Consider the following 20,586-nt stretch of genomic DNA (forward strand, 5'->3'; position numbering starts at 1 on the left):
GCCGTCAACTGGCATGATGTTGCTGTGACCTCCCGGAACGAGCAAGACGAACCGCACGATGAGCAGCGTCCGCCTTCCAGCAGTGCCGGTGCCCTTGCAGCCGTAGCGCTCCTGGAAGAGGTGCGCGGTGATCTTGCCGCCGCGGCGCTGCCGCTGGCACTGCCGGACGTGGAGCAGGCACGGCGTGACGCCGCCGGCGCCGTCGCCCAACTCGACGACTACATCCTCCCGCGGTACCGAAGCCTCGATGCCCCGCTGCTGGCCGTCGTCGGAGGTTCCACCGGTGCGGGCAAGTCCACACTCGTCAACGCCCTTGTTGGCCACCCCGTCACCCGTTCGGGCGCCATCCGCCCCACCACCCGCCAGCCCATCCTCCTGCACCATCCGTCGGAGGCGGCCTGGTTTGAAGGCCAGCGCGTCCTGCCAAGCCTGAGCAGAATCCGCGGATACGTCGCCAGCAGCCCGGTGCCAGCCAGCCGCGCAGGTGCCGTTCCGGACGCGGGCGCCATGTCTTCCCTGGTGCTTGTGGCCGACCCCGCTGTCCCCGCGGGAATCGCAGTGCTGGATGCTCCCGACGTCGACTCCATCTCGGACGACAACCGCAAGTTGGCAGCGCAGCTCCTTGCTGCCGCCGATTTGTGGATCTTCGTCACAACGGCCAACCGCTACGCCGACGCCGTCCCATGGAAACTGCTCCTGGACGCAGCTTCGCGGGACATCATGGTGGCTGTGGTGCTGGACCGTGTACCGCCGGGGGCGGAAAGGGAAGTCAGCGAGGACCTCCGCAGCCTCCTGGACCGCGAGGGCCTGGACGCGGCACAGCTGTTCATGATCCCGGAGACCACTTTGAATCCGCTGGGCATGCTCCCGGCCGGCACCGTCCTTCCCATAAGGACGTGGCTCGGAGAGCTGGCCGCAGATGCCGCCGGCCGTTCGGAGATCGCCCGCCGCACGCTCAACGGGACCGTCCGGGCACTGGCCGGCCGTGTTGCAGCCGTGGCCCAGGCGGCCCGGGAGCAGGAGGCCGCCGCAGATAACCTCGAGGCTGCCGCGGTCTCGGCCTACCATGATGCTGCCGGCCGGATTCTCGACGCTACCAGGGACGGGGCACTGCTGCGGGGTGAAGTGCTCGCCCGCTGGCAGGACTTCGTGGGCACCGGCGAGTTCTTCCGCGCCCTGGAACAGAACGTGGGCCGGTTCCGCGACCGGTTGGGCGCCTTCTTCCGGGGTGAGCCGCCGCCCGCGGTGCGCGTTGAGGCAGCCATCGAGACGGGGCTGCAGGCCGTAATCATCGACGAAGCCGCAAATGCGGCGGAGGACACCGACCAGCGGTGGCGTACCGACCCCGCAGGGCGCCAGCTGCTGGGGACGGCCGACCTTTCCGGGACCACGCCGGGCTTCGAGGACCGGGCCGCCGCCGAAATCAGGGCCTGGCAGGAAGCCCTGATGGAACTCATCCGCACCGAGGGCCAGGGAAAGCGGACCCAGGCCCGCTGGCTGTCTTTCGGGATCAACGGGCTGGGGGCCGCCCTGATGATCGTGGTGTTCTCGATGACCGCTGGACTGACAGGACTTGAGGTTGGTGTGGCAGGCGGAACGGCCGTCGTGGGCCAGCGGCTTCTCGAAGCGGTCTTTGGTGAGGACGCAGTGCGGCGCATGGCCGAAAAAGCGCGGGAGGACCTGCACGCCCGCTGCCAGCGGCTGTTAGCGGAAGAGCGGCAAAAGTTCCTTACCCGGCTTCCGGAGCGCGATGAACGCGCCCCGCAGACTCTTGCCGCCCACGCGGACGCCCTGGTCCGCCTGGCGGATGCCGCATGAGCCGCCACAGCGACACTCGCGAGGAGTCCCGGCTTGACCGCCGGCTTGCGGCCCTCAACGACGCCCGCGAGCTTGGCGAAGGCGTCCTGCCCGATGCGTCGCTCCAGGAAGTATTGACCGTCCTGGAGCGGGCCAGTTCGCGCCGCTCGCTGTCGGCCGACCACACAGTGGTGGGCTTCTTCGGTGCCACCGGAAGCGGCAAATCCTCCCTGTTCAATGCGGTCAGCGGAGCTGAAATCGCGACGGCGGCCGCGCGCCGGCCTACGACGTCGGAACCCTTGGCGGGCGTGTGGGGAGCGGAAGGCAGCGAGCCGCTGCTCGACTGGCTCGAGGTTCGCAACCGGCACCACGCGGCGGCTGTGGAAGGCTTCGCTGACGAGGAAACCGGCCTGATCCTGCTGGACCTCCCAGACTTCGATTCCACCCGCGCGTCCAACCGCGAAGTGGTCCAGCGGATGGTGGGCCTCGTGGACGTCCTGGTGTGGGTTCTTGACCCCCAAAAGTATGCAGACGCGGCCGTACATAATGATTACCTGTCGCGCCTGGCGTCGCACGGCGCCGTAACGCTGGTGGTCCTTAACCAGGTGGACCGGCTCCCGGAGCATGATGTCCAGCCCGTCCTGGAATCGCTGCGGTCCATCCTCGCCCGCGACGGACTGGGCAAGGTCCAGGTGCTGGCGGCCTCCGCCCTGACGGGTACTGGTGTGGACAAGGTCCGGGCAGCTATCCGGAGCGTTGCCGTAAAGCGCAAAGCCCAGTCGCAGCGGCTCGCTGCCGACATTACCCGGGCCACCGCGGAACTGGGTGCAGTTTCCGGCGGGGGAGAGGCGGCCGGGGTCCGCGCGGCGGCAAAGACACGCCTGGGCGACGAACTGGCCGTGGCAGCCAACGTACCCACCGTAGTCCGGGCGGTTGGCCAGTCCTACCGGCTTGAGTCAGTCAAGCGCACCGGTTGGCCGGTCACCCGATGGCTGTCCAGGTTCCGGCCCGATCCGCTGCGCCGGCTTAATCTGCGCAGCGCTGCCCCGTCGGAGCTGAACCGGACCTCGCTGCCGCCGGCAGGGGCGCCGGAACGCGCGCGGACGGACGCAGCGGTCCGCGACTTCGCTGACGCCGCCAGTGCTGGCGCCCCCGGCCCTTGGCGGGCGGCCATCCGCGGCGCCGCACGGGAGGGCCGGGAGCAGTTGCCTGACGCCCTTGACCAGGCCATCGCCGGAACAGACCTGGCCGCCAACCGCAGGTCCTGGTGGTGGGGAGTATTCAACGTGGTGCAATGGCTGGCCCTGCTCACGGTGTTGGGAGGCCTCGGCTGGCTCGGCGTACTGGCCGCCCTCGGGTACTTCCAGATGCCCGTTCCCGAGGTGCCGAGGGTTGAAGGCTGGCCCCTGCCTACGCTGATGATCGCAGCCGGGGTGGTGTTGGGGATCTTCCTGGCAATCACCGGACGCTTTATTGCCGCTGCCGCGGCGAATGCCAGGGCCGCCAGGGCGCGGAAGCGGCTCAATGCCGCAGTTTCGTCCGTCGCCCAGGAGTTGGTGGTGGAGCCGGTGGAGGTGGAAGTCAGCCGCCTCGCCGCTTTTAATGCGGCATTGAAGACGGCCGGGGCAGGATAGAACGGAAGAACCAGCGGCGGCAACCAGCACGGCAATAAGCCCGCTGGGCTGCAGCAACTAAATGCCGGCGGCCGCGAGTTCGGCAGCGGCGTCCCGGACCTTTATCAGGGTCCGCAGGTTGCGTGTTGTGGTGGAGGCCTTGAACCTGGGTTTGGCCGAGATCTTGCTGAAGGGGCTGTCCAGCGTTCCGCCGGCCGGTGCCAGCCATGCCAGAGCCTCCGGCCCTAACCTCGTCTGCTCCGCCCCCTCCAGCGCAGTCCCCGCTGCATCGAGTTCGTCAAGCATTGCCGGGTCGGAGGAAAGCGTGATGTAGGTGTGGGTGCTTTTGTCATCGTCCGGGTAGGGGCAGGCTGCCACCAGTTCGGACACCCGGGCTGCGTCGAGCACCACCACCCAGGCGTCATAGCCAAACTCATCACGGAGGCATTTTTCGCACTCCCGCTTCACCGCTGACGCATCCAGCCGGCTGGCCAGCACAACATTTCCGCTGGCAAGCAGGGTTCGGGCATCGGAAAAGCCCGCGTCCTTCAGCGCCTCCCGGAGCTGGGCCATTTTGATGTTGATGCCGCCCACGTTGATGCCCCGGAGAAACACTGCATAGCTGCCCATGGCGAGAATCCTAGCGCCAGCAGTCGGCCCGGGCTGGCAGGCTCTGTTCTTAAGTCAGTCGTTGTTCTTGCGCAGGGCCTCGGTGAGGATGCGGCCTGCGTTGCAGACCACTTCTGCATGCAGCCGGCCGGGCTGGCGGGTGAGGCGCTCGATCGGGCCGGAAATTGAAACGGCCGCGATGACCCGGCCGGAAGGTCCCCGCACTGGTGCGGAAACTGAAGCGACCCCCGGCTCGCGTTCGCCAAGGCTCTGTCCCCAGCCCCGCCGTCGTACGCCTGCCAGGACGGTCGGCGTGAAGCGGGCCGACTGCAGTCCTTCCAGCAGGCGGTCGTGGTCCTCCCAGGCGAGCAGCACCTGGGCCGCGGATCCTGCCTTCATGGACAACTGCGTGCCTACCGGGATGGTGTCGCGCAAGCCGATGGGGCGCTCGGCGGAGGCCACGCACACGCGCCAGTCGCCTTGGCGGCGGAAAATTTGGGCACTTTCGCCCGTGGCGTCGCGCAGCTGCATCAGCACGGGACCGGCAGAAGCGATGAGACGGTCCTCGCCTGCAGCCGAGGCCAGCTCGACCAGACGGCTTCCCAGCACAAAGCGGCCCTGGATGTCGCGGCTCACCAGCCGGTGGTGCACCAGTGCAAGGGCGAGGCGATGGACAGTGGGCCGGGCCAGGCCGGTAGCCGCTACCAGCTGCGCCAGAGTGGTGGGGCCGGCCTCCAGTGCATCAAGCACCTGGGCCGCTTTATCAATGACACCGACTCCACTAGAATTGTCCATGTAATGATATTGCCGTCTCATTATCTGAGATGCAAATCTTTCGGCTGGCGCAGTGCAAGGCGTACTGGTTCAGTGGAATACATCAGCCAAACAGCAGTGAAGGGAGATGGCCATGGCAAAGACATTGGCCGAGAAAGTCTGGGACGCACACGTGGTGCGCAAAGGCGATGGCGACGGAGCCAATGCCCAGCCCGACCTTCTCTTCATCGACCTCCACCTTGTCCACGAGGTCACATCCCCGCAAGCCTTCGAGGGCCTGCGGCTGGCCGGCAGGAAACTGCGCCGGCCGGACCTGACCATCGCCACGGAGGACCACAACACTCCCACGCTGGACATAGACAAGCCTATCGCCGACCTGACCAGCCGGACGCAGATCCAGACCCTCCGCAACAACTGCGCCGAGTTCGGGGTACGCCTGCATTCCCTCGGTGACGCCGAACAAGGCATCGTCCACGTGGTGGGGCCGCAGTTGGGGCTGACGCAGCCCGGCATGACGGTGGTCTGCGGTGACTCGCACACCTCCACGCACGGTGCGTTCGGCGCACTGGCCATGGGCATCGGAACCTCCGAGGTGGAGCATGTCATGGCCACCCAGACGCTGTCCTTGAAGCCGTTCAAAACGATGGCCATCAATGTCGAGGGGACACTGCGTCCCGGTGTCACGGCCAAGGACATCATCCTCGCCGTCATCGCCAAGATCGGCACCGGCGGCGGCCAGGGCTACGTCCTGGAATACCGCGGTTCCGCTATCCGTGCGCTGTCCATGGACGCCCGCATGACCATCTGCAACATGTCCATCGAAGCCGGTGCCCGTGCCGGCCTGGTGGCGCCGGACGAGACCACCTACAACTACATGAAGGGCCGTCCCCACGCCCCCCAGGGCGCTGACTGGGACGCCGCCGTCGAGTACTGGAACACGCTGCGTACCGACGACGACGCCACCTTTGACGCCCAGGTGGACCTGGACGCCGACACGCTGGAGCCGTTCGTCACCTGGGGCACCAACCCCGGCCAGGGCGTCTCGCTGTCCGAGTCTGTACCGTCGCCCGAGGACTTCGGCGACGAAAACGCCAAGGCAGCAGCCGAACGCGCCCTGCAGTACATGGGACTGGAAGCCGGCACGCCCATGAAAGACATCCGGGTGGACACCGTGTTCCTCGGCTCCTGCACCAACTCCCGCATGGAAGACCTGCGGGCCGCTGCGGACATTATCCGCGGGCGCCAAAAGGACCCGAACATCCGGATGCTGGTGGTGCCCGGATCGGCGCGGGTCCGCCTGGAAGCGGAGGCCGAGGGCCTGGACAAGGTCTTCAAGGACTTCGGCGCGGAATGGCGCTTCGCCGGCTGCTCCATGTGCCTGGGCATGAACCCGGACCAGCTGGAAGTGGGGGAGCGCTGCGCCTCCACCTCCAACCGCAACTTCGAAGGGCGCCAGGGCAAGGGCGGCCGCACGCACCTGGTCTCCCCGGTGGTTGCCGCAGCCACTGCCATCCGCGGCACGCTCAGCTCGCCGTCGGACCTGGATCCCGATCCGGTGGTTGAGCCTGTCCAGACCCCCATCCGCACCGACGCAGCCTAGGACACGCCATGGAAAAGTTCACCACCCACACCGGAATCGGCGTCCCGCTGCGCCAGAGCAATGTGGACACGGACCAGATCATCCCTGCTGTCTACCTCAAGCGCATCACCCGCACGGGGTTCGAGGACGCGCTGTTCTCGGCGTGGCGCAAGGACCCGTCCTTCATCCTGAACCAGGCGCCTTTCAACAGCGGATCCGTGCTGGTGGCCGGCCCGGACTTCGGCACCGGCTCGTCCCGGGAGCATGCGGTGTGGGCACTGAAGGACTACGGTTTCAAGACCGTGCTCTCCTCCCGGTTCGCTGACATCTTCCGTGGCAACTCGGGCAAGCAGGGACTGCTCGCAGCCGAGGTGGCCCAGGACGACATCGAACTGATCTGGAAGGAACTGGAGAACGCTCCCGGGACCGAGGTCACCGTGGACCTCGTCTCCAAAACGGTGATGTGCGGCAACATCGTGGCACCCTTCGACATCGACGATTACACCCGGTGGCGCCTGCTCGAAGGACTGGACGACATCGGGCTGACCCTGCAGCATGAGGCGGACATCACTGCCTACGAAGCCACCCGGCCTGCCTTCAAGCCCAAAACCCTGCCGGCGCGCCTTTCCTGAGCCGGCCGAAGCAGAGTTGCCTGTTCTAAAAAAAGGCCGACGGCGGCGCGCCACGCCCTGCCGCCGTCGCACGCGTATTTCGGTTCGGTAACGCGACCTCCTATGCTTGGTTGGAGCCTTTGCAAGGATTTGGGGGCTAGTCATCGTTAGGAAACCGGTATATGAGTAGTGTTCTGACCATCCGCGGCGGAGTCCCGCTGACAGGCCGCGTCACCGTCCGGGGAGCGAAGAATCTCGTTCCCAAGGCCATGGTGGCTGCCTTGCTGGGCAACGAGCCGTCGGTGTTGCGGAACGTGCCGGAGATCAAGGACGTGGAGGTAGTCACCTCCCTCCTGCAGCTGCACGGAGTGACTGTAGTGAAGGACCCCGTGAACGGGGACCTGACGCTGGACCCGAAGGCAGCCAAGACTGCGCCGAGCACCGCCATCGACGCGCATGCCGGCGACTCCAGGATTCCCATCCTGCTGTGCGGCCCCCTGATCCACGCCATCGGCGAGGCGTTCATCCCGGACCTTGGCGGCTGCAAGATCGGTGACCGTCCCATTGACTACCACCTGGACGTGCTGCGCCAGTTCGGTGCCGTGGTGGAAAAGCGTCCCGGCGGCATCCACATCTCCGCTCCCAAGGGACTGCACGGCGCAAAGATTTCCCTTCCCTACCCTTCTGTCGGTGCCACCGAGCAGGTGCTGCTGAGCGCCACCCGCGCGGAGGGCATCACGGAACTTTCCGGGGCAGCAACGGAGCCGGAGATCATCGACCTCATCGCTGTGCTGCAAAAGATGGGCGCGATCATCAGCGTCCAGACCGACCGCACCATCCGTATCGAAGGCGTCCGCGACCTCGGCGGCTACAACCACCGCGCGCTTTCGGACCGCAACGAGTCGGCGTCGTGGGCTTCTGCTGCACTGGTGACCAAGGGTGACATCTTTGTCGAAGGCGCCTCCCAGCGCGACATGATGACGTTCCTGAACACCTACCGCAAGGTGGGCGGCGGCATGGACATCGGCGAGGACGGCATCCGTTTCTACCATAAGGGCGGAAAGCTCAACCCCCTGGTCCTGGAAACAGACGTGCACCCCGGTTTCATGACCGACTGGCAGCAGCCGCTGGTGGTGGCGCTGACCCAGGCCGAAGGCGTCTCGATCGTGCACGAGACGGTCTACGAGAACCGCTTCGGCTTCACCGATGCCCTCATCCGGATGGGCGCGAGCATCCAGGTTCACCGTGAATGCCTCGGCAGCGTGCCCTGCAGGTTCGGCCAGCGCAACTTCCTGCACTCCGCCGTTATTTCAGGGCCGACCCAGCTCAAGGGAACCGACATCGACGTGCCGGACCTGCGCGGAGGCTTCAGCCACCTGATCGCGGCCCTGGCCGCCACCGGAACCTCACGCGTGACCGGAATCGACATCATCAACCGGGGTTACGAGCGCTTCACCGAAAAGCTCGCGGGACTTGGTGCCGACTTCGACATCACCACGACGAAGTAGCGGTACCGACGTGAAGGAATCGGCCAAGAGCCGCGCGACCCTTGCGGTGGTCGCAGGAATAGTACGTCCCCTGTTCAACCTCATGATGGATAAGAAGTGGGAGGGCACCGAAAAGCTGCCTGCCGGCGGTTTCATCGCAGCGCCCAACCACTGCACCGAGATCGACCCCCTGATCATCGGCCACCTCCTCTATAACCACAAGCGCGCGCCGCACTTCCTGGCGAAATCCGGACTTTTCAAGGTTCCGGTCCTGGGCTGGGTCCTGCACGCAACCAAGCAGATTCCCGTGGAGCGTTCGACGGCGGGCGCCAACCGGTCCCTTCAGCTCGCGCAGGAGATCGTGGCCGAGGGCGGAGCCATCATCATCTACCCCGAAGGCACCCTCACCAGGGATCCGGACCTGTGGCCCATGAAGGGCCACACCGGTGCTGCGCGGCTTGCGCTTGAGGGCGGCATTCCGGTGGTGCCGATTGCCCACTGGGGAGCCCACGAGGTTTTCCCGCGCTACGGCAAGCGGTTCCACCTGTTTCCGCGCAAGAAGTCCAGGGTGGTTGTGGGCGAGCCGGTCGACTTGAGCGCCTTCACCGGCCGTCCCCTGGACAAGGCCACGCTGACCGGGGCCACCGACGCCATTATGGATGCGATCACCCAACTCCTGGCAGAGATCCGGGGCGAACAGCCTCCGGCGGAGCGCTGGGATCCGGCCAAGCAGCAGCAGGCGAAACACGGGCGCTTCGTGGAGCGCGGGCAGCAGCAGACCGGGGAACGGATGCCCGGTGACCTCTGAGGGCAACCAGCTTGGTTCTGCCCGTTCCGTAGCGGTGCTTGGGGCGGGTTCATGGGGGACGACGTTCGCCAAGATCCTGGCCGATGCTGCCACGGCGGCAGGTGAGCCGCGCGACATCCGCCTTTGGGGCCGGCGTAGCGAAGTGGTGGAGGAAATTAACACGTACCACCGCAACTCGCAGTACCTGAAGGACATTGCCCTTCCTGACAGCATCACAGCCTCCACGGACGTACGCGAAGTATTCGAAGGCGCCGACCTGGTGGTCCTGGCCGTGCCGGCACAGTCCCTGCGCCCGCAGTTGCGCGGCTGGAAGGACTTGATCGCTCCCGGGGCCACGGTGGTTTCCCTGATGAAGGGCCTTGAACTGGGCACCGACGCCCGGATGAGCGAGGTCATCAGCGAGGAACTTGGCCTGCCCACAGAGCGCATTGCCATCGTCTCAGGGCCCAACCTCGCTATGGAGATTGCCCGCGAAGAGCCAACGGCCTCCGTGGTTGCCTGTACCGACCCGGCTACTGCAGGCTGGATCGCACGCAGCTGCACCGCACCCTATTTCCGGCCCTACACCACCTCGGACATCGTTGGGGTGGAAATCGGCGGCATCGTCAAGAATGTCATCGCACTTGCAGTCGGCATCTGCGAGGGCAGGCAAATGGGCGACAACACCAAAGCGTCCGTGATTACCCGTGGCCTCGCCGAGACGTCCCGCCTTGCCCTCGCTTTGGGCGGGGATGCGAAAACCATGGCCGGGCTTGCCGGCCTGGGTGATCTGGTGGCAACCTGTTCCTCGCCGCTGTCGAGGAACCATACTGCAGGACGCCTGCTCGGCCAGGGCCTCACGCTGGAGGAAGTGGGCCAGAAAATGACCCAGACCGCCGAAGGCATCAAGTCCGGCCAGGCGGTCCACGAACTGGCAGCAAAACTGGGCGTCGACATGCCCATCACGGCAGCCGTCGTCGCCGTGCTGGCAGGCAAGCTGTCCGTTGACCAACTGGGGCCCGTCCTGCTGGCCCGGGAACTGAAACCTGAAGGCGATTACTGACCATGTCCCAAGACAAACTGACCGCACCAGAGCCGGCCGGCGGGGCAAAACCCCGGGTTGCGGTACTTTTCGGCGGCCGTTCCAGCGAGCACGCCGTCAGCTGCGTGACTGCCGCCGGCGTTCTCGGTGCGATCAATAAGGATAAGTACGAGGTCATCCCCATCGGGATCGCCAAGTCGGGACAATGGGTGCTGGCCGCCGGCGATACGGCGCAGTGGTCCCTGGCAGCCTCCTCGCTGCCGGAAGTGGTTCCCTCGACGCAAACCGTGACGCTGGCCCAGATTGGCGGCGAACACCAGCTGATCGTGGCCGCACCGAACGAGGTCCCGCAGGAACTCGGTGCCGTGGACGTGGTGTTTCCGCTGCTTCACGGCCCCTTCGGCGAGGACGGCACCATCCAGGGGCTGCTGGAACTCTCCGACACCCGGTATGTCGGAGCCGGCGTCCTGGCCTCGGCAGTGGGCATGGACAAACACTTCATGAAAGTGGTTTTTGAAGCCGCAGGCCTGCAGGTTGGCCCCTACATCGCCGTGACCGACAGGCAATGGCGCAAGGATGCGGAGTCCGTCCGGAAACAGGTGGACCTGCTTGGCTTCCCCGTTTTCGTCAAGCCCGCCCGGGCTGGGTCATCCATGGGAATCTCCAAAGTAGATTCACTCGAGGAGCTGGACGCCGCCATCGAAGAAGCCCGCCGGCACGACCTCAAACTGGTGATTGAGGCCGGAATCACCGGCCGGGAAATCGAGTGCGCCGTGCTGGAAGGCAGGGGCACCGACGCTCCCCGCACCTCCATGCCGGGCGAGATCTCCGTGGCCGGCGGTACCCACGAGTTCTACGACTTCAACGCGAAGTATGTCGAGGACGATGCCGCATCACTGAGCTGCCCGGCGGACCTGCCGGAGGAAGCAATCGCCAGGGTGCGGGAGCTCTCCGCGGCCGCCTTTGACGCGGTAGGCGCAGAGGGCCTGAGCCGGGTGGACTTCTTCTACACGCCGGACGGACAGCTGATCATCAACGAGATCAACACCATGCCCGGGTTCACCCCCAAAAGCATGTACCCGCAGATGTGGGCCGCGTCAGGGCTGGACTACGCCGAGCTGATTGACGAACTCATCTACCTGGCCTTGAACCGGAAGACGGGCCTGCGCTAACCGGTGCCACCTGCCGACGTGGGCCCAACTACTGGCTCTTCGGCAGGTTCTGCAGCTCTTCCTGGCCCACACAGTTCCTGAGAGGCGGGATCTCACCGGCGGCAGGGGCAAGATCGGCCAGGACAGTCGCAGAGCTGATCTTGTCCGGATCCATCAGTATTTCGGTGGCGGGCTCGCGGCCGTAGGTGGTCAGCGTCCAGACGGGGTCGCCTTCCTTGATCACCCAGTCGATCCCGTTAACGGTCACGCAGCGGTCCGTGGTGGGTCCAGGCACGTTCACGCCGCAGCGAAGGACCACCAGAGAGGGATCACCCCACACCGCAGTGGCCTGGCTGTTCGTCTTGCGCAGCGCCGAGTCACCGATGGCTTCGGGCAAGGCCACCATCATGGGAGCACAGGCGGGGTTGGCGGCGTCCCGGGCTGCGGGGACGTCCACGGCGGGGGAGCATGCGGCCAAGGCGAGGGAAGCAACAATCCCGATCAACGCCATCCTGGCAGCGCGGGCGGGCAGGGAAAGCTGTGGACGGTGCATACTTCAAGACTATCGTCGCGCCCCCGCTGGTCCGGACACGGTACTGGCGGCAAGGGCCGCAATGTCGCCAGGCCCGCTGTAGCGTAGTGGCGTGCCTGAAAAGCGTTTGACCGTCCAAGAGCAGCCGCCCGCCGTCGCCGCCCTCTCCGAAGCTGAGCTGCTGGCGCGGATATTTCCACGCCTTTCCATGGGCGGGGACCATGCCGCAGCCACCCTGCTCGGTCCGGGCGATGACGCCGCCGTTGTGGCGGCGCCCGACGGAAAGACCGTCGTCAGCATTGACACCCAGGTCCAGGACCAGGATTTCCGGCTGGAATGGCCCAACGGCTACCGGACCACCGGTTTCGATGTCGGCTGGAAAGCCGCGGCGCAGAACCTCAGCGACATCAACGCGATGGGAGGCACAGCAACGTCCCTCGTGGTGAGCCTCACGCTTCCCCCGGAGACACCCGTCGCCTGGGTGGAGGACCTGGCGGACGGCTTGACAGCGGGAATCACGGAACTGGGCGCTGCCAAGTGTTCGGTGGCCGGAGGAGATCTGGGCCGCGGCCGGGAAATCTCCGTGACAGTGGCCGTCCTGGGGACCCTAGGCGGCAGCCACGCCGTGCTCCGGTCGGGCGCCCAGCCGGGGGATGTCCTGGCGATTGCCGGAACCGCCGGGCATGCTGCCGCCGGCCTGGCAGTCCTCGAATCCGCCGTAAACGTTGATGCCCTTCAACCTGAACAGCGCATCTTCCTGGACCTCCAGTGCCGGCCACGGCCCCCTCTGGCCGCCGGGCCCGCCGCCCGCGCCGCCGGCGCCACTGCCATGCTGGATATTTCCGATGGCCTGCTGCGCGATGGCCTGCGGCTCGCGGCTGCCAGCGCTGTGGGCATTGATCTGGATCCGGCGCCGTTACGGGCACTGGCGGAGGTACTGCGGCCCGCCTCGGAGCTGCTGGGGACGGAGCCCATGGCGTGGGTGCTGGGCGGCGGGGAGGACCATGGGCTGCTGGCCACATTCCCCCTAAATGTTCAGCTGCCTCCCGGATTCACTGCGATAGGCTCAATACAAGCATTGGGAAGCAACGAAAGCCCGAGCGTCACAATAGCGGGCCGGTCCGCAGACACCGGGGGATGGGATCACTTTGCACACTAAGGTTGCCGCCAACGCGCAAGCGATGAAGAGGTGGTTGGGCAAGGCTGAGACCGTCCTTGGCAACCACAGCGACCGCCTCAACGCCATCAATATCTTTCCGGTGGCGGACGGCGACACAGGCACCAACCTTTACCTGACTGTCCGGGCAGCCGCCCAGTCTGCGGCGGCAGCCGGCGACCAGCCTGCGCAACTGGACGTTGGCGCTGTGCTGGCCAGTGCCGGCCAGGCGGCGATGGAAGAAGCGAGGGGAAATTCCGGGACCCTGTTCTCCGTATTCCTTTGCGCGGCGGCTGAACCACTGGCAGGGCACACGCGCCTGACCTCCACACTGCTGGCAGCGGCCCTGAACCGCGCCCAAATCCGAGCGTGGTCGGCCCTGAGTGACCCCGTCCCGGGAACGATGCTTTCCGTGATGGAAGCTGCTGCACGGGCCGCAGCAGCCGTTGATGCCGGCCAAAACCATGATGACAGCAACCATGCCCTGGGCCTGGCCCTGGATGCCGCCGTCGAAGCGGCCCTTGCCGCCGTCATCCGCACCGAGGACCAGCTGGACGCCCTGACATCCGCACGCGTGGTGGATGCAGGCGGAGTGGGGATGCTCCTGATCCTGGACTGCCTCCGGTCCGCCGTCCTGGGCGAGGAACTCCAAAGCGAGCTCCTGGACGGGCTGCACGGCTATGACGTGTCCGATCCCCACATCCACACTGCCATGCCGGATGACGACGGCGTCGAAGTCATGTGCACCATCAGCCTTTCCCCCCTGAATGCCGCCACCCTCCGGCAGCAGCTCGATGAGATCGGCGAGTCGGTCATCATGAGCCAGGTGGGGGGCAACCCCGATGCTGACGGAAACTACCGCTGGCGGGTCCACGTCCACGTTCCTGCCCCCGAGGCGGCTGTTGCCCTCATCCGATCCCTCGGCGAACCCGCCCAGATCAGTATCAGCGAACTCGCCCTGCCGCGGGAACCGCACCCGGACGCAGTGAACTCCAGTGGGCATGAACGCTGAGTTGGACCTTGCGCTGGAGCGCAGGATAGGAAAACGTTCCGCGGCGGTCATCGAAAAACACCTTGGCATCACCACAGTGGAAGGCCTGCTGCATTACTTTCCGCGCCGCTACATGTCCCGCGGCGAGCTGACGCCCATCAGCGAGCTTCCGCTCGATGAGGAAGTCACCCTCATTGCCAGAGTGCTGTCCAGCAGCACCCGGAACATGCAGGCACGGCGCGGGACCATCACCGACGTCATAGTTTCCGACGACGACGGGCAGCAGGGGCTTCGGCTGGTAGGCGGGCGGGACTACCGGGGCAAAGTGCCCGGAACCCTCAAAATCAGCTTCTTCAACGGCTACAAAGCGAAAGCCGAACTGCTGCAGGGACGGCGGGCACTGTTCTCGGGAAAAGTCACCAGCTTCAAGGGAGCACTCGGCCTTACCAACCCCGACTTCCAGCTCTTGGACGAAGACCCGTTCAGCGAGGGAACCCAAGACCCGGAAAAACTCGCAGCCATGCCCATCCCGGTATACCCGGCAACGGCCAAACTTCCCAGCTGGAAAATCCAGAAGACCATCGGAACCCTGCTGGAAACCCTGGACCTGGACGCATTGCCGGATCCCGTCCCGCCGGCCATCGCTGCCCGTGAAGGATTCCTGCCGCTTGCCCGGGCGTACCGGCTCATCCACGCTCCTGACTCCGCTGAGGACTGGTGCCGGGCGCGGGACCGGTTCCGGTACCACGAGGCCCTGGTGCTGCAGTCCGCGCTGGCCAGACGCCGGGCACAGCTGGCCTCCGAGGAAGCCACGGCACGCCGGCCCGTCGCGGAAGGCCTTCTTACCGCGTTCGACGCGAACCTCCCGTTCACCCTCACAGCCGGGCAGGCCGCCGTCGGGAAGACCTTCGCAGCGGAACTGGCCCGTGACACTCCCATGAACCGCCTGCTGCAGGGCGAAGTGGGGTCCGGCAAGACCATCGTGGCGCTGCGTGCCATGCTGCAGGTAGTGGACGCCGGGGGACAGGCGGCACTGCTGGCACCCACCGAAGTCCTCGCGGCGCAGCACTTCGAGTCGATCCGCCGCGCACTTGGGCCGCTCTCCAGGGACGGCCTGCTGGGTGGGCTCGGCGACGCCTCCGTCCAGGTCACGCTGCTGACCGGCTCCATGCCTGCCGCGGCACGAAAACAGGCCCTGCTCGACGCCGCCTCCGGAACAGCCGGAATCATCATTGGCACCCATGCCCTCCTCAGCGGAAACGTCACGTTCTACGATCTCGGCCTGATCGTGGTGGATGAGCAGCACCGCTTCGGCGTGGAGCAACGCGATGCGCTCCGGGCCAAAGCAAGGAAGCCGCCCCACCTGCTGGTCATGACCGCCACCCCCATCCCGCGGACCGTTGCCATGACCGTGTTCGGGGACCTCGAGACGTCGGTCCTCGACGAGCTCCCCGAGGGCCGGGCACCCATCACCACCCACCTGGTGGGACTTGCGGAGAATCCTGCCTGGGCCGGCCGGATCTGGGCCCGCTCCCGCGAGGAAATCGATGCCGGACACCAGGTCTACGTCGTTTGCCCGAAGATCGGGACCGACGACGACGGCGATTTCAGCCCCGGGGAAGCCGACCTGGACGACGGCATTGACGGGGAAGGCGGACGGGAACTGGCATCAGTGAACGCCGTCGTCGAACAGCTTCTGGATGAGCCCGCCCTGTCCGGGGTTCCGTTGGCACCGCTGCACGGCCGCCAGCCGCCCGAAGCTAAGACCGCCGCCATGGCCGGTTTTACGGCAAACAGCGTTAAGCTGCTGGTCTCCACCACTGTGATTGAAGTGGGCGTGGACGTTCCCAACGCCACCCTTATGGTCATTCTCGACGCCGACAGGTTCGGCATCTCCCAGCTGCACCAGCTGCGCGGCAGGGTGGGCCGGGGCGGCCTGCCCGGGACCTGCCTGCTGGTCACCGCCCTGGAGCCTGAACACCCCAGCCGGCGGAGGCTGGACGCCGTCGCCGCCACCACGGATGGTTTCGAACTTTCCCAGGAGGACCTCAAGCTGCGCCGCGAGGGTGACATCCTGGGTGCTTCCCAGTCCGGCGGACGCTCCACCTTGAAACTTCTGCGGGTGCTTGAGCATGAAGCCATCATCAGCCGCGCACGGGACGATGCCCAGCAGATTGTGGCGCAGGACCCGTCGCTGGGGGCACACCCGGATCTGGCCGAGGCAATCGAGAAGTACTTGAACCCCGAAAAGGAGGCGTTCCTTGAACGCGGTTAACACGGTTGTATCTGATATCCACGGCGGCCGAAGCGGGGGCGCCGAATGAGCCGCATTATCGCCGGGGCCGCCGGCGGCACGCCCCTGCAGACTGTTCCGGGTTCCCTGACAAGGCCCACCACGGACCGCGTCAAGGAGGCGTTGTTCTCGCGGCTGGACGCCTTTGACGTCATCAGCGGCGCGCGGGTGCTGGACCTGTACGCCGGCTCAGGTTCCTTGGGGGTCGAGAGCTGCAGCAGGGGCGCGCAGACGGTGGACCTGGTGGAATCCGATGCCAAGGCCAGTGCCGTCTGCCAGCGCAACGCGGACCTCATCAATGGGGTTCTGGGCCGGAAAGCCGTGACGGTCCACCGCTCCAAGGTGGAGCCTTTCCTGGAACGCGCCGCCGCCACGGCAACCTGGGACCTCGTGTTCCTGGACCCGCCCTATCCGCTGGAGGAGGTGGCGCTGTCTGCGGCGCTCGAAAAGCTCGCTCCCCACCTTTCGCCGGCGGCTGTGGTGGTGGTGGAACGGTCGTCCCGCTCCCCGGAGCCGGGCTGGCCCGGCGGCCTGGCACGGTTCGCGGAGAAAAAATACGGTGAGACCCGGCTGTGGTACGCAGAGCCTTTTGTGCCGGACGCCATTGACCCGGATGTGGTTGACCAGGACCTGGCTGCTCAGGACGTGGTTGACCAGGACTAGGTTTATCAGGACTAGGTTTATCAGGACTGGGTTTTAATCAGGACTGGGGTGCGAGGGTGTCCAGGTCCACGCCGGCCAGGACTTTGGCGGGATGCGGGCCGCGGGATACTAATGCTTCGGACCAACCTTCCGGCCAGGGCGCCTGGGTGCCGGCCAGGACAATGTTGCCCGGGTAGCGGCCCTCGAACATGCCTGCTTCGGCAAACGCCGCTACGTCACCCATCGCCCGCCGCATTGCCGCAACCTGGCTGCGGACCAGGGTGAGCCCCGGTTCGTCGCCCACGTTGACGATCAGCAGCCCGCACGGGGTGAGCCGTTCCCGCACCTCGCTGTAGAACTCGGTGCAGGCAAGGTGTCCCGGGGCAACCGGACCCGAGAAGATGTCGAGGATCACGACGTCGAACAGGAGCCCGGGTTCGAGTTCCGTGAGTGCCCCGCGGGCGTCCCCGATAACGGTGTGCAGGTCCGTCCCCTCCGGGAGGGGCAACTGGCGCAGGACGAAGTCCAGCAGTTCGCGTTCCAGTTCCACCGCGTACTGGACCGATCCCGGCCTGGTCGCCTGGATGTAGCGGGCCAGTGTCAGTGCCCCGGCTCCCAGGTGCAGTGCTGCCACAGGCTTTCTGGGAGGTGCGGCCAGATCCACCAGGTGGCCGATCCGCCGCAGGTACTCGTAGAAAATCTCGTCCGGCTGGGCCAGGTTCACATGTGATTGCTCCGCCCCGCCGATGCTGAGCACGTAGCTGCCGTCGGTGAAGGCGTCCGGTGCGATGGTCGCGTGCTGTCCGGTGGTCCGGAGGAACCGTTCCGCCCGCCTGCCGTTCCCGGCCGTCATCAGAGCCGACCGCTGAGGGTGGCCAGCCGGGCAGCGGCTTCCTCCAGGACTTCGGTCTTTTTGCAGAATGCAAACCGAAGGAGGCTGCGCGTCCTCTCCGCACCTTCGGGATGGCAGAAAACGGGAACCGGGATGGCGGCCACGCCCACCAGGCCGGGGAGCCTGCGGGCCAGGTCCACCGAGTCATGGATGCCCAGCGGCGCGGTGTCCACGTTGACGAAGTATGTTCCCTGCGGCGTGAAAACGTCGAAACCGGCTGCCCGAAGGCCTTCGCTGAGGATGTCGCGCTTGTGCTTCAGCGTGGCCGCGATGTTGGCGTAGAAGGCGTCCGGCAGGCCGAGCCCGCTGGCAATGGCCGACTGGAACGGCGTGCCCGAACTATAGGTGAGGAACTGCTTGACCGTGCGTACAGCGGACACGAGCTCCTCGGGGCCTGTAAGCCAGCCAATCTTCCAGCCGGTCAGGGAGAACGTCTTGCCGGCCGAGGAAAGGGTAATGGTCCGGTCAGCGGCTCCCGGAAGGGATGCCACCGGGACGTGGCGGTCGCCGAACGTGAGATGTTCGTACACCTCGTCAGTGACGATCAGGCAGTCGTGCTTCCGGGCCAGGTCCACGACGCGCTGCAGCACCGGGCGCGGAAAGACAGCGCCGGTGGGGTTGTGCGGGTTGTTCAGCAGGACGATCCGCGTCCGCTCGCTGAAGGCAGCCTCCAGCGCAGCCAGGTCCGGCATGAAGTCCGGCGCCAGCAGGGGAGCCGTTACGTGCGTTGCGCCGGACAGGCCGATAACGGCGCCGTAGGAATCGTAGAACGGCTCAAAGGTCAGTACCTCATCACCCGGTCCTGCAAAAGCCAGCAGGGAGGCGGCAATTCCCTCGGTGGCGCCGGTTGTAACAATCACCTCGGTCTGCGGATCGGGGGAAAGGCCGTAAAACCTTTCCTGGTGGGCAGCCACTGCTTCCCGCAGTTCCGGAACGCCCCTCCCCGGCGCGTACTGGTTATGCCCGGAGGCGATGGCTGCACGGGCCGCTTCGCGTATCTCCAGCGGCCCGTCCTCGTCCGGGAAGCCCTGGCCCAGGTTGATCGCACCGGTCTGCACCGCCAGGGTGGTCATTTCCTCGAAGATCGTGACTCCCAGCCCGCCGTCACGCCCCAGGAGGTTGGCTCCGAGCGCGGTCCGCTGCCATGGGGCGGGCGCCAAAGGGGTGGAAACTTCCCGTTGTGGATGCATCCAGTCATGGTATCCCGGCCTTTTCATGGGGTAGGTTCGGAGCATGAGACGAGCTGTCTGCCCCGGATCCTTTGACCCCATCCACAACGGCCATCTCGAGGTTATTGCCCGGGCTGCGGGCCTCTTTGACGAGGTCATCGTTGCGGTCTCCACCAACCCGGCCAAGAAGTACATGTTCACGTTGGGAGAGCGCCTGGACATGGCGCGGGAAACCCTTGCGTTACTGAAGGGCATTGTGGTGGAACCCGTTGGGGAAGGCCTCCTGGCCGAATATTGCAGGCAGCGCGGCGTTTCAGCGATCGTCAAGGGCCTTCGGTCCTCCTCGGATTTCGACTACGAGCTCCCCATGGCCACGATGAACCGCCAGCTCAGCGGCGTGGAAACGGTGTTCCTGCCCGCCGAGGCCCACTACATCCATTTGTCCTCCACCCTGATCAAAGAGGTTGCAAGCCTGGGCGGCAGCGTTTCGGACTACGTTCCCAGGTCAGTGCACCGGAGGATGCTTGCGGGCGAGTCGGCGCCTGAACAGCAGCCGAGAGGGTAGGCTAGTCCGGTACTTCGGCGCCGCCGGTTACCTGGTTTGAGTCCCTGCGGCTCTTCAGGCTAAGATGGTACGTCGGTCATATGTTCAACAGGAGTTCTCATTAAACGAGATGCTGGTTCGCCCCTGGCGTTCGACGTCAAGGACCTCGGACGCAGTCCGGGAAGCATGCGGACACTGACGGAACATGTACCCGCACCAAGTGACCTTGGTGTGGCGCTTATTGGTGTTCAGGAAGGCTCGGATATCGAGCTGGATCTGAGGCTTGAGGCCGTACACGAAGGAATTCTGGTATCAGGAACCGCGCTTGCCGAAGTAACCGGTGAATGCGGGCGATGCCTGGATCCCCTTGCGTATGACCTTGAGGTCAATGTGCAAGAACTTTTCTTCTATGAAGGCGTGGAGCTTTCGGACGAAGAAGAAGATGAAGAGCAACGTCGAGTCGAGCACGATGTAATCGATCTTGAACCGGTGTTGCGGGACGCGGTTGTCACCAATCTGCCGTTCCAGCCGGTGTGCCGGGAAGACTGCCAGGGCCTTTGCTCCGAATGCGGAGTTCGCCTGGAAGACGAGCCGGGGCACCACCACGAGGTCTTGGATCCTCGCTGGGCTGCCCTAGCTGATATGGCTAAGCCTGACCGGCAAAATTGATTTGTACGTGTTTGTCTAGAGAGAAATGAGTTAGCCGTGGCTGTTCCCAAGCGGAAAATGTCTCGCTCGAATACCCGCGCCCGCCGCTCGCAGTGGAAGGCGACCGCCCCCCACCTGGTGAAGACCGTGGAGAACGGCCAGGTTACTTACAGCCTGCCGCACCAGGCAAAGGTTGTCACCGACTCGGCCGGCACCGCGCTGTTCCTTGAGTACAAGGGCCGCAAGGTCGCGGACGTCTAATCGGCCCC

The 20,586-nt window shown here is 65.7% G+C and carries 20 protein-coding genes; 15 read left to right on the forward strand and 5 right to left on the reverse strand.

The window, feature by feature from the left end:
- Positions 1-120 precede the first annotated feature (120 nt).
- Together G6R19_RS04375 and G6R19_RS04380 are read left to right on the forward strand one after the other, a co-directional pair.
- The gene (locus tag G6R19_RS04375; RefSeq protein WP_240341765.1) at positions 121-1,818 is read left to right on the forward strand and encodes a dynamin family protein; all 1,698 of its coding nucleotides are present in this window, start codon (positions 121-123) and stop codon (positions 1,816-1,818) included.
- A complete protein-coding gene (locus G6R19_RS04380) occupies positions 1,815-3,431 on the forward strand; it encodes a GTPase (protein ID WP_163162629.1) in 1,617 nt (538 codons plus the stop codon). The genes G6R19_RS04375 and G6R19_RS04380 overlap by 4 nt, the downstream gene beginning before the upstream one ends.
- A 57-nt stretch (positions 3,432-3,488) precedes the next feature.
- Here G6R19_RS04380 and G6R19_RS04385 read toward each other — a convergent pair whose 3' ends face one another.
- Positions 3,489-4,040, reverse strand: a complete 552-nt coding sequence (locus G6R19_RS04385) for a DUF1697 domain-containing protein (protein WP_163162631.1) — start codon at positions 4,038-4,040, stop codon at positions 3,489-3,491.
- Positions 4,041-4,094: 54 nt separating this feature from the next.
- The gene (locus G6R19_RS04390; RefSeq protein ID WP_009356552.1) at positions 4,095-4,814 is read right to left on the reverse strand and encodes an IclR family transcriptional regulator; all 720 of its coding nucleotides are present in this window, start codon (positions 4,812-4,814) and stop codon (positions 4,095-4,097) included.
- A 112-nt stretch (positions 4,815-4,926) separates the two neighbouring features.
- Between G6R19_RS04390 and leuC the strand changes: the two genes are divergently transcribed.
- The 6 genes from leuC to G6R19_RS04420 all read left to right on the forward strand — a co-directional run bounded on the left by leuC (position 4,927) and on the right by G6R19_RS04420 (position 11,471).
- A complete protein-coding gene (gene leuC / locus G6R19_RS04395) occupies positions 4,927-6,393 on the forward strand; it encodes a 3-isopropylmalate dehydratase large subunit (RefSeq protein ID WP_163162633.1) in 1,467 nt (488 codons plus the stop codon).
- Positions 6,394-6,401: 8 nt separating this feature from the next.
- Complete coding sequence (gene leuD, locus G6R19_RS04400) at positions 6,402-7,004, forward strand: 3-isopropylmalate dehydratase small subunit (protein WP_163162635.1); 603 nt, start codon at positions 6,402-6,404, stop codon at positions 7,002-7,004.
- A gap of 161 nt (positions 7,005-7,165) precedes the next feature.
- Positions 7,166-8,491 carry a UDP-N-acetylglucosamine 1-carboxyvinyltransferase gene (murA, locus tag G6R19_RS04405; protein ID WP_163162637.1) on the forward strand — a complete coding sequence of 442 codons (1,326 nt, stop codon included), beginning with the start codon at positions 7,166-7,168 and terminating at the stop codon, positions 8,489-8,491.
- A 10-nt stretch (positions 8,492-8,501) separates the two neighbouring features.
- Entirely contained in the window at positions 8,502-9,278 is a 777-nt protein-coding gene (locus G6R19_RS04410; RefSeq protein WP_163162639.1) for a lysophospholipid acyltransferase family protein, read from the forward strand.
- Positions 9,268-10,320 carry an NAD(P)H-dependent glycerol-3-phosphate dehydrogenase gene (locus G6R19_RS04415; RefSeq protein ID WP_163162640.1) on the forward strand — a complete coding sequence of 351 codons (1,053 nt, stop codon included), beginning with the start codon at positions 9,268-9,270 and terminating at the stop codon, positions 10,318-10,320. The genes G6R19_RS04410 and G6R19_RS04415 overlap by 11 nt, the downstream gene beginning before the upstream one ends.
- Positions 10,321-10,322: 2 nt before the next feature.
- Complete coding sequence (locus G6R19_RS04420; protein WP_163162642.1) at positions 10,323-11,471, forward strand: D-alanine--D-alanine ligase family protein; 1,149 nt, start codon at positions 10,323-10,325, stop codon at positions 11,469-11,471.
- A 28-nt stretch (positions 11,472-11,499) separates the two neighbouring features.
- Here the strand turns inward: G6R19_RS04420 and G6R19_RS04425 are convergent, their stop codons facing one another.
- Positions 11,500-12,003, reverse strand: a complete 504-nt coding sequence (locus G6R19_RS04425; protein ID WP_163162644.1) for a DUF3515 domain-containing protein — start codon at positions 12,001-12,003, stop codon at positions 11,500-11,502.
- A 187-nt stretch (positions 12,004-12,190) separates the two neighbouring features.
- Between G6R19_RS04425 and thiL the strand changes: the two genes are divergently transcribed.
- Genes thiL through rsmD form a run of 4 tightly spaced genes read left to right on the forward strand, consistent with a single transcriptional unit; the run spans position 12,191 to position 17,085 of the window.
- Complete coding sequence (gene thiL / locus G6R19_RS04430; RefSeq protein ID WP_240341766.1) at positions 12,191-13,141, forward strand: thiamine-phosphate kinase; 951 nt, start codon at positions 12,191-12,193, stop codon at positions 13,139-13,141.
- A 22-nt stretch (positions 13,142-13,163) separates the two neighbouring features.
- Positions 13,164-14,150, forward strand: a complete 987-nt coding sequence (locus G6R19_RS04435; RefSeq protein WP_163162648.1) for a DAK2 domain-containing protein — start codon at positions 13,164-13,166, stop codon at positions 14,148-14,150.
- Positions 14,140-16,404 (forward strand): ATP-dependent DNA helicase RecG, encoded by a 2,265-nt coding sequence (locus tag G6R19_RS04440; RefSeq protein WP_163162650.1) that lies wholly within the window; start codon positions 14,140-14,142, stop codon positions 16,402-16,404. The genes G6R19_RS04435 and G6R19_RS04440 overlap by 11 nt, the downstream gene beginning before the upstream one ends.
- A gap of 45 nt (positions 16,405-16,449) precedes the next feature.
- A complete protein-coding gene (rsmD, locus tag G6R19_RS04445) occupies positions 16,450-17,085 on the forward strand; it encodes a 16S rRNA (guanine(966)-N(2))-methyltransferase RsmD (protein WP_163162652.1) in 636 nt (211 codons plus the stop codon).
- A gap of 37 nt (positions 17,086-17,122) precedes the next feature.
- Here the strand turns inward: rsmD and G6R19_RS04450 are convergent, their stop codons facing one another.
- Together G6R19_RS04450 and G6R19_RS04455 are read right to left on the reverse strand one after the other, a co-directional pair.
- Complete coding sequence (locus tag G6R19_RS04450) at positions 17,123-17,917, reverse strand: fused MFS/spermidine synthase (RefSeq protein ID WP_205484223.1); 795 nt, start codon at positions 17,915-17,917, stop codon at positions 17,123-17,125.
- Complete coding sequence (locus G6R19_RS04455) at positions 17,917-19,146, reverse strand: aminotransferase class I/II-fold pyridoxal phosphate-dependent enzyme (protein WP_240341747.1); 1,230 nt, start codon at positions 19,144-19,146, stop codon at positions 17,917-17,919. Before G6R19_RS04455 ends, G6R19_RS04450 begins: the two co-directional genes overlap by 1 nt.
- A 43-nt stretch (positions 19,147-19,189) precedes the next feature.
- On the opposite strand from G6R19_RS04455, the gene coaD reads away from it, so the two are divergent.
- The 3 genes from coaD to rpmF all read left to right on the forward strand — a co-directional run bounded on the left by coaD (position 19,190) and on the right by rpmF (position 20,578).
- The gene (gene coaD, locus G6R19_RS04460) at positions 19,190-19,690 is read left to right on the forward strand and encodes a pantetheine-phosphate adenylyltransferase (RefSeq protein ID WP_163162655.1); all 501 of its coding nucleotides are present in this window, start codon (positions 19,190-19,192) and stop codon (positions 19,688-19,690) included.
- A gap of 123 nt (positions 19,691-19,813) precedes the next feature.
- Complete coding sequence (locus G6R19_RS04465) at positions 19,814-20,338, forward strand: DUF177 domain-containing protein (protein WP_163162927.1); 525 nt, start codon at positions 19,814-19,816, stop codon at positions 20,336-20,338.
- A gap of 36 nt (positions 20,339-20,374) precedes the next feature.
- On the forward strand, positions 20,375-20,578 hold the full coding sequence (gene rpmF, locus G6R19_RS04470; RefSeq protein ID WP_009356569.1) for a 50S ribosomal protein L32: 204 nt from the start codon (positions 20,375-20,377) through the stop codon (positions 20,576-20,578).
- The last annotated feature ends 8 nt before the right edge of the window (positions 20,579-20,586 follow it).

The organism is Arthrobacter sp. Alg241-R88 (assembly GCF_900537115.1).
Taxonomy (GTDB): Bacteria; Actinomycetota; Actinomycetes; order Actinomycetales; family Micrococcaceae; genus Arthrobacter.

Coding starts and splice junctions, on each gene's coding strand:
- G6R19_RS04380 (WP_163162629.1), top strand. CDS start 1,815: ATGAGCCGCCACAGCGACACTCGCGAGGAGTCCCGGCTTGACCGCCGG.
- G6R19_RS04385 (WP_163162631.1), bottom strand. CDS start 4,040: ATGGGCAGCTATGCAGTGTTTCTCCGGGGCATCAACGTGGGCGGCATC.
- G6R19_RS04390 (WP_009356552.1), bottom strand. CDS start 4,814: ATGGACAATTCTAGTGGAGTCGGTGTCATTGATAAAGCGGCCCAGGTG.
- leuC (WP_163162633.1), top strand. CDS start 4,927: ATGGCAAAGACATTGGCCGAGAAAGTCTGGGACGCACACGTGGTGCGC.
- leuD (WP_163162635.1), top strand. CDS start 6,402: ATGGAAAAGTTCACCACCCACACCGGAATCGGCGTCCCGCTGCGCCAG.
- murA (WP_163162637.1), top strand. CDS start 7,166: ATGAGTAGTGTTCTGACCATCCGCGGCGGAGTCCCGCTGACAGGCCGC.
- G6R19_RS04420 (WP_163162642.1), top strand. CDS start 10,323: ATGTCCCAAGACAAACTGACCGCACCAGAGCCGGCCGGCGGGGCAAAA.
- G6R19_RS04425 (WP_163162644.1), bottom strand. CDS start 12,003: ATGCACCGTCCACAGCTTTCCCTGCCCGCCCGCGCTGCCAGGATGGCG.
- thiL (WP_240341766.1), top strand. CDS start 12,191: ATGGGCGGGGACCATGCCGCAGCCACCCTGCTCGGTCCGGGCGATGAC.
- G6R19_RS04435 (WP_163162648.1), top strand. CDS start 13,164: ATGAAGAGGTGGTTGGGCAAGGCTGAGACCGTCCTTGGCAACCACAGC.
- G6R19_RS04440 (WP_163162650.1), top strand. CDS start 14,140: ATGAACGCTGAGTTGGACCTTGCGCTGGAGCGCAGGATAGGAAAACGT.
- rsmD (WP_163162652.1), top strand. CDS start 16,450: ATGAGCCGCATTATCGCCGGGGCCGCCGGCGGCACGCCCCTGCAGACT.
- G6R19_RS04450 (WP_205484223.1), bottom strand. CDS start 17,917: ATGACGGCCGGGAACGGCAGGCGGGCGGAACGGTTCCTCCGGACCACC.
- G6R19_RS04455 (WP_240341747.1), bottom strand. CDS start 19,146: ATGCATCCACAACGGGAAGTTTCCACCCCTTTGGCGCCCGCCCCATGG.
- coaD (WP_163162655.1), top strand. CDS start 19,190: ATGAGACGAGCTGTCTGCCCCGGATCCTTTGACCCCATCCACAACGGC.